A 7,210-nucleotide genomic window follows, 5' to 3' on the forward strand; every position below is an offset into this window, starting at 1 on the left:
GGGCCTATGCTGATCGGATGCCGCAACGGGCGTTGCGCGATCGCCTGATCGAACTCGAGGTCCCCAGCGAGGATGTGGCGCGCGGCCGGGCGCTGCGGCAAACCGTCCCGCGGCGCGCCCTCGCCCAGCTGACTCCGGCCAGCCGAACGGCGACGGAAATTCTCGTCGCCCAAAACGCGGGCCGGCTAAGCGAACTCGTCCCGCTGCGGTTCGCCCGGATGCTCGCCGACCCGTTCTCCTTCTACCGGGGTTCGGCCGCGGTCATGGCCGCCGACCTCGGCGCCGGCCCCTCGACCGGCATCGAAATCCTGTGCTGCGGCGACGCCCACGTTGTGAATTTCGGCCTGTACGCCGCGCCGGACCGATCGATCGTCTTCGACCTGAACGACTTCGACGAAGCGGGCGTTGCCCCCGCGGAGTGGGACGTCAAACGCCTGATCACCAGCGCCATCGTCGGTGGGCGCCATGCCGGCTATCCCGACGACGCCATCCGCCGTTGCGTCGAGGAGGCCGTGACCGGCTACCAGAAGAGCCTGCAGGCCATGCTCGAGGAGATGGACGTCCTGGACCGCTACTACCTCCGGGTGGAACCCGAGCACTACACCGGGAAGGTGTCCAAGGGGCTGCAGGCGGTCATCCAAAAAACCATATCCCGGGCGCGCAGCCGAACGTCGGCGCGAGTCTTCAGGAAAATCACCGAGGTCGGGCGCGACGGAACCCCGCGCCTGCGGGAGGATCCCCCCGTGCTGCAGCACGTCGACGAGGAGACCGAGGCGCCGTTGGTGGAGGCGGTCAGGGAGTACCTGACCGCCGTCCCGTCCGACGTCGCGCTGTTGCTGTCGCACTTTCGCATCACGGATGTCGCGCTGAGGGTGGTCGGCGTGGGCAGCGTCGGGACCCGTTGCTACCTGGTCATATTGGTGGGGCCCAACGGCACGCCGCTGATCCTGCAGATCAAGGAGGCCACCCGGTCGGTGCTCGACGAATACGGCGGTTGGGCGCAGCCGGAGAGCCTCAAGGCGGCCGTCGAGGCGCACGGCCAGGGGGTGCGGGTCATCGACGGTCAGGTGATTCTGCAGGCGATGTCCGATGTGTTCCTCGGGGCCACGCGCAAGGACGGCCGCGACTACTACGTCCGCCAGTTCCATGACATGAAGGGCAGCATCGACGTGGCAGGGATGTCGGCGTCCACGTTCGGCGAATACGTCGTGGCGTGCGCGGTGTTGCTGGCGAGGGCGCATTCGCAGAGCGCCAATGCCTCGATCCTGCGCGGGTACGTCGGGACCAACGACACGGTGCACCAGGCGATCGCGGAGTGGTCCTATGCCTACGCCGACAAGTCGCTCGACGACTTTCACCAACTGCGCGCGGCGGCGGCGGCCGGCGACATCGAGGTGGCCGGCGACCCGCGCCGATAGCGGCTGGGACCTCACGCGGGAGTCAGTCGGACCGCCAGGCGCGTGGGGCCGCGCAGCAGGCTGTTGGTAGACCAGCGGGGTGCACCGACCACGGATATCCGGTCGACCCGCGTGACGAGCTCACGCAGCACCGCCTGGGCCTCCATGCGAGTCAATTGCGCTCCGATACACAGGTGCGCGCCGAACCCAAAAGTCATGTGCTGGGTGGGATTTCGATGCACCCGAAACGCGTCGGGTTCGTCGAACGCCAGCGGATCCCGATTGGCGGCCCCAATCGACAGCATGATCCGGGAACGCGCTGGAATCGTGGCGTCCCCGACCCGGTAGTCGTTGAGTGCGGTGCGATACACGTTCTGCGCCGGTGACAGATAGCGCAGCAATTCCTCGACCGCCATCGGTACCGAGTCGGGGTCGGCGCGTAGCAGCTCATACTGCTCCGGGTGGGCGGCCAGGGTGTCGAACATGCCGCCGAGAAGATTGGTGGTGGTCTCATTGCCTGCCAACAGCAGAAGCATCGCGAAATAGAACAGCTCGCGGTCGGGCAGGGAGCCGGCCGCGTTCTCAGCCAGCAGCCGGCCCAGGATCGTGTCGGAGCCCTTCAGTCCGCCCACCGCGAACTGCCCGGTGAAATAGCGGTGCATCGCCCAGGAGCCGCGCAACGAGCCGGCGAGCTTGCGGGCGCCGCGCACCGACAGGTCGAGATCGGTGATCTGTACCGACGCTTCCGACCACCGCCGAAAATCGTCGACGTCGGTGTCGGGAACACCCAGCAATTGGGCGATCAGCCGCACCGGCATCGGGATCGCCAGCCGTTGCACCACGTCGCAACCCGGGTTGGCCAACACGTCGCGGACCGTCTCCGCGGCCAACCGGTCGATGATCGGACGCCAGCTGTCAAGCGCGGCCCTGGTGAAGGCCGGCAGCACCTGACGCCGCTGCCGGGAGTGTTTCTCGCCGTCGAGCGAGACCAGGATGGGCGTGCGTATCCGGGTCAACATCGGCCCTTCGGCACTGGACAGGTTGGCGTCGTCGCGAGCGGCGGCCCGGACATCGTCCAAACGGCTCAGGACAAACACCCTGCGCTTCGGGTTGTACTGCACTCGAGGGCCGGCGTGCAATCGGCGGTAGGCCGAGTGTGGTTGGGCCGCCGTCGCCGCGTACAGCGGGTCGTATGCCGTGATGGCCGCATCGATCGGCGCGCGCCGGCGGGCGCCCGCCGCATTGGCCAACACGGCGCCGGCCAGCGTGCGCGCCGCAGAGCCGGTGAAGCGAACCCCGTCAGTGAGCGTCATCGATCACCTGTCCTGTATTGTTACGTAACGGACCGTAACGTAAATCTCCGTAATCGACAATGGGTTACCTGCTGTGGACATGACAATCGACGAGCTCGCGCGCCGCGTCGATATGACGGCGCGAAACATTCGCGAGTGGCAAACCAACGGCCTGGTGCCACCGCCACAGCGCCGCGGTCGGATCGGGATTTACAACGACGACCACATCTCACACATTGAACGCATCAAATCGCTTCGAGCACAAGGATTTCCGCTCGACGTCATCCGGCGGGTTCTGGACCAGTCCGGTGAATCGGCACCCGAGTTACGCCGGCTGACCTCGCAAGCGCTCGGCCCCGCCAACCTCACCGGGTCGATGGAGATGAAACGGGTCGACCTGGCCGAACAGTTCGGCGCCGACGCGGAGCGATACCTGGCAGAGTGCGGGCTGATCGAGGTGGTCAACGACGAGTTGCTCGTCATCACCGACACCAGAACGTTCGACTACGTCGAGAAGCTCGTCGCCACCGGCCTGCCGTTGGAGAAGGTCGCCGGCGCGCTCGCCCACATGACCAATCACCAGATCGCGAGCATGCAGGCGTTCGTCGACCTCTATCGCGACGAAATCTGGGAGCCGTTCCTGCACGACGGGCTACCCATCGACGACTGGCCCGCGATCGCCGAAAAGACCGTCCAATTACGTTCCCTGGGAATCGGTCTCGGCATGCAGGCGTTTCGCAGGGCGATCGACAATGTGGCAGGGAGAATCGCTACCGAGGAAGCCGCGAAGATCGACGTTCCGAGGACGCCCCGAAAGCGGCGGAGCACCTCTTGAGTGGTGCGACCAGTCTCGTGGCCGCAGGCGCCAGGTACGCCGGGCGTATTCCAGCTCGGTGTAGGGCCATTGGGTGACGATGCGGCCCGAGGGCGAGCGGAAGTAGCTGTCGCACCGAGTCCAGATGGTGCGCTCGAGGTCCGCGGAAAGCCGCTCGTTGTAACGCTTTTCGGCCTCCGGGCGCACGTCGACGTAGCCACCGCGGCGTGCCACCCGACTCACCGCGCTGGCCACCAGGCGCGCGCCGGCCTCGAGGATGTAGACGATCGAGTTGCCACCCTGGTTGGTGTTGGGACCGTAGAGCATGAAGAAGTTCGGGAAGCCCGCGACAGCCACGCCCAGGTATGCGCTCGGGTCCGCGCCCCAGCGCTTGTGCAGGCGCTGTCCGCCGATCCCGATGACGTCGATCCCCGAGAGATAACGGGACGTCTCGAAGCCGGTGGCCAGCACGATCACGTCGGCGTCGACGGCCCGGCCGGCCTTGGTGACAACCGACTTCTCGGTGACGTGGTCGATGGGGTCGGTGACCAGGTCGACATGGTCTTGCTGCAAAGCCCGGTAGTAGTCGTCCCCGAGCAGCACCCGCTTACAGCGAAATGGGTAGTTCGGCGTCAGTGCCCGCCGAAGCCGCTCGTCGCCCACGGTGCGCTCCAGAAACGACGTCGCGATCTGGCTGCGCGCGGTGACGACGGGGTCGTCGGCGAAGGTCGCGGTGTTGTCGTGCTGAAATTTCCAGATCTGCCAGCGGGTGCGGCGGGTAGCCAGCGGGTTGCGCCGAAATTGCGCCAATTCCGTTGGGCTGTAGGGGCGGTCGTCCTTGGGGACCATCCACGGCGGGGTGCGCTGGAACACCGTCACGCGGTCGGCGATCTTGGCCAGCTCGGGAACGGCTTGCACGCCGCTGGCTCCCGTGCCGATCACCGCCACCTTCTTGCCGACCAACTCGAGGTTGTGATCCCACTGCGCGGTGTGCATGAGCGTGCCGCCGAAGTCGCGCAGGCCGGCGATGTCGGGCAGCTTGAGCGACCCGAACAAACCCACGGCGCAGACGATGACGTCGGCGGACAATGTGGCGGTGCGCCCGGAGCGCTCCAGCCGGCAGTCCCACTGCCACGTATCCGCGTTCCAGCGGACAATGTCGACCCTGGTGTCGAGCATGAGGTGGCGACGCAGATCGAAGTCGTCGGCCACCGACTCCAGGTAGGCCAGGATCTCGGGCTGCCGCGCGTAGGTGCGGCTCCAGGACTTGTTGGGCGCGAACGAAAACGAATACAGGTGACTCTGGATGTCGCAGGCGGCCCCGGGATAGGTGTTGCGCCGCCAGGTGCCCCCGACCCCGTCGCCGGCCTCGATGATCACCAGGTCGTCGATGCCGGCGCGGCGCAGCGCCACCGCCGCGCCGAGACCACCGAAGCCGGCGCCGATGATCGCCACCTTCGGCGAGGGCCGACGCCGCGTCGCCGCCCGGGCGCGTCCGAGGACGTACTTCACCGACCTGCCCCGCGAATCTCGAGGCCTTCCATCTCCCCTTTCGCCCGCCACGCCTGAAGGATGTCGGCGTACTCGGTCGGTGCTCCGATGAAGAAACTGCCCTGCCGAGTCTTGGCGTCGGCCTTGCCTTCCCGGTTGTAGTAGCCCGGGGTGCAGGTCCGTGCCCGTTCCGCGGTCGCGGCCGAGCGGGCCACGACCATGTCGACCCAGGCGGCCTCGGCCGCGGGGGACGCCTCGATCTCGGTGACGCCGCGGGCCAGCGCCCACGCGATGATCCACGCGGCGTGGCCGGCCTGCACGTCCAGCAGGTACGGGAAGTTCACCGTCAGCCCGGCCTGCGCGATGCTCTCGATGAAGCAATTCGGAAAACCGTTGGCGCACAGGCCCTGAAACGTGCGGACGCCGTCGCTCCAGCGCTCGGTCAGCGTCACCCCGTCGCGGCCGATCAGCTCAAATCCCGTGCGCCGGCAGTAGTCCGTGCCCACCTCGAAGCCGGTGGCGAAAATGAGGCAATCCAGTTCATAGGCCACCCCGTCGACGACCACGCCGTTCTCGGTGATGCGCTCCACCCCGCGGCCCCGCGTGTCGACCAGGGTGACATTGTCGCGGTTGAACGTCTGCAGGTACTCGTCGTGGAAGCAGGGCCGCTTGCAGAAATAGCCGTACCAGGGTTTGAGCGCGCCGGCCGTGGCGGGGTCGCTCACGATCTGGTCGACCCGCGCCCGGATCTCCTCCATCTTGGCGAAGTCGGCCAGCTCGATGTTGGGACCCGGCGAGCCGTCGCCGTCCTGGCGCATGACCGGGAGCTTGCGGGTGATGCTCGTCCACGCGTCGGCGACGAGGTCTTCGTCGGCCTGGCCGCCGGCCGTGAGCAACTGGAAGTTGCGGATGCGTTCGCGCTGCCAGCCCGGCCGTAACGCGTTGGCCCACTGGGCATCCGTGGGCCGATTGGCTCGCACGTCGACGGAGGACGGGGTGCGCTGAAAAACGAAAAGGTGCCCCGCCGCCGCCGCGAGGTGCGGGACGCACTGGACCGCCGTGGCGCCGGTGCCGATGATGCCGACCCGCTTCCCGGCCAGGTTCTCCAGCCTGTCGCCGGTGTAGCCGTAGTCCCACCGGCTGGTGTGGAAGGCCTTGCCGCGAAAGCGGCCCAGGCCGTCGATCCCGGGCAGCTTCGGCTTGGCCTGGTACCCGTTGGCCATGGACACGAACCTGGCCCGCATCTCGTCGCCGTGGTTCGTCCGGATGACCCAGCGGGAAGCCGGTGAGTCCCAACGTATCTCGTGCACCTCGGTTCGCAGGCACGCGTCGCGGTAAAGGTCGTAGCGCTCGGCGATGCGCCGGCAGTGGGCGAAGATCTCCGAGCCCCTGGCGTACTTGTCGGTCGGGATGTAGCCGAGCTCCTCCAGCAGCGGCATGTACACGTACGATTCGACGTCGCAGGCGATCCCCGGGTACCGGTTCCAGTACCAGGTGCCGCCCACGTCGGCCGCCCGGTCGATCAACCGCACGCTGTCGACACCGAGCTCCCGCAGCCGGGCACCCGTCAACAGCCCGCCGAATCCGGCGCCGATGACCGCGACGTCCACCTCGTCCGCGAGCGGCTCGCGGGTGAAGTTGCCGTCCACCCACGGGTCTTCGGCGAATCGGGCGAAGGCGCCCGACGTCTCCACGTATTGCGCGATGCCATCCGGGCGCAGCCGCCGGGCCCGTTCCTCGGCGTACCTGCGCCGCAGCGCGTCGACGTCGAACGTCACGCCGACGGTCTCGGTCACGCCACCGGCCTTTTCATCGTGGCCCCGACTATATAATCAATCAATTGATCATATCAATGGGGCCGTCAGGGCCTCGGGCCCAACAGCGTGCCCCGGATCAGCCGCTTGGCGGAGCGCAGGGCCGCCTGGTAGTCGTCCGGCGGCAGCGAGGCGCCCAGCTCGGTGAGGCCGTAGATGAGCGAATAGACCGCCTCGGACGCGCCCCTCGAGGCGCCGTCAGGGCCGCCATCGAGGATGCCGTCGATGATGGCGCGGAACGCCTGAAACCCCGCGCCGCCGTCGATTTGGGATTCGAGCAGGCTTTCGGCCCGGATCGCCCACTCGAAAGCCGCGAGGTCCGGGAACTCGCGCATCAACTTTCCCGATTCGTCGAGCACCGCTTCGATTCGGTCGACGACGCCGCCGGGACGGGCGGCGGCC

General features: G+C 67.5%; 4 protein-coding genes and 2 pseudogenes. 2 read left to right on the top strand and 4 right to left on the bottom strand.

Going from position 1 to position 7,210, the window contains the following annotated elements; genetic code table 11:
* Positions 1-17 precede the first annotated feature (17 nt).
* On the top strand, positions 18-1,418 hold the full coding sequence (locus A5705_RS26185; protein ID WP_067884202.1) for a DUF2252 domain-containing protein: 1,401 nt from the start codon (positions 18-20) through the stop codon (positions 1,416-1,418).
* A gap of 11 nt (positions 1,419-1,429) precedes the next feature.
* Here the strand turns inward: A5705_RS26185 and A5705_RS26190 are convergent, their stop codons facing one another.
* Entirely contained in the window at positions 1,430-2,710 is a 1,281-nt protein-coding gene (locus A5705_RS26190; RefSeq protein ID WP_082956698.1) for a cytochrome P450, read from the bottom strand.
* A gap of 79 nt (positions 2,711-2,789) precedes the next feature.
* Here A5705_RS26190 and A5705_RS28935 point away from each other — a divergent pair.
* Positions 2,790-2,981 (top strand): annotated as a pseudogene (locus A5705_RS28935) (helix-turn-helix domain-containing protein); the annotation flags it as partial.
* Between the two features lie 405 nt (positions 2,982-3,386).
* On the opposite strand, the gene A5705_RS26200 reads toward A5705_RS28935, so the two are convergent.
* From A5705_RS26200 to A5705_RS28305, 3 genes and pseudogenes are all read right to left on the bottom strand, one after another.
* A complete protein-coding gene (locus tag A5705_RS26200) occupies positions 3,387-4,958 on the bottom strand; it encodes an NAD(P)/FAD-dependent oxidoreductase (RefSeq protein ID WP_082956705.1) in 1,572 nt (523 codons plus the stop codon).
* 53 nt (positions 4,959-5,011) lie between these two features.
* Entirely contained in the window at positions 5,012-6,790 is a 1,779-nt protein-coding gene (locus tag A5705_RS26205) for an NAD(P)/FAD-dependent oxidoreductase (protein WP_068281025.1), read from the bottom strand.
* Positions 6,791-6,855: 65 nt separating this feature from the next.
* Positions 6,856-7,210: pseudogene (locus A5705_RS28305) on the bottom strand (TetR/AcrR family transcriptional regulator); the annotation flags it as partial.

The sequence above is a fragment of the Mycobacterium sp. E787 genome (genome assembly GCF_001668725.1).
Classification (GTDB): Bacteria; Actinomycetota; Actinomycetes; order Mycobacteriales; family Mycobacteriaceae; genus Mycobacterium.

Bases quoted from the DNA above. Each gene is read 5' to 3' on its own strand.
- A5705_RS26190 (WP_082956698.1), bottom strand. From the start codon at position 2,710: ATGACGCTCACTGACGGGGTTCGCTTCACCGGCTCTGCGGCGCGCACG.
- A5705_RS26185 (WP_067884202.1), top strand. From the start codon at position 18: ATGCCGCAACGGGCGTTGCGCGATCGCCTGATCGAACTCGAGGTCCCC.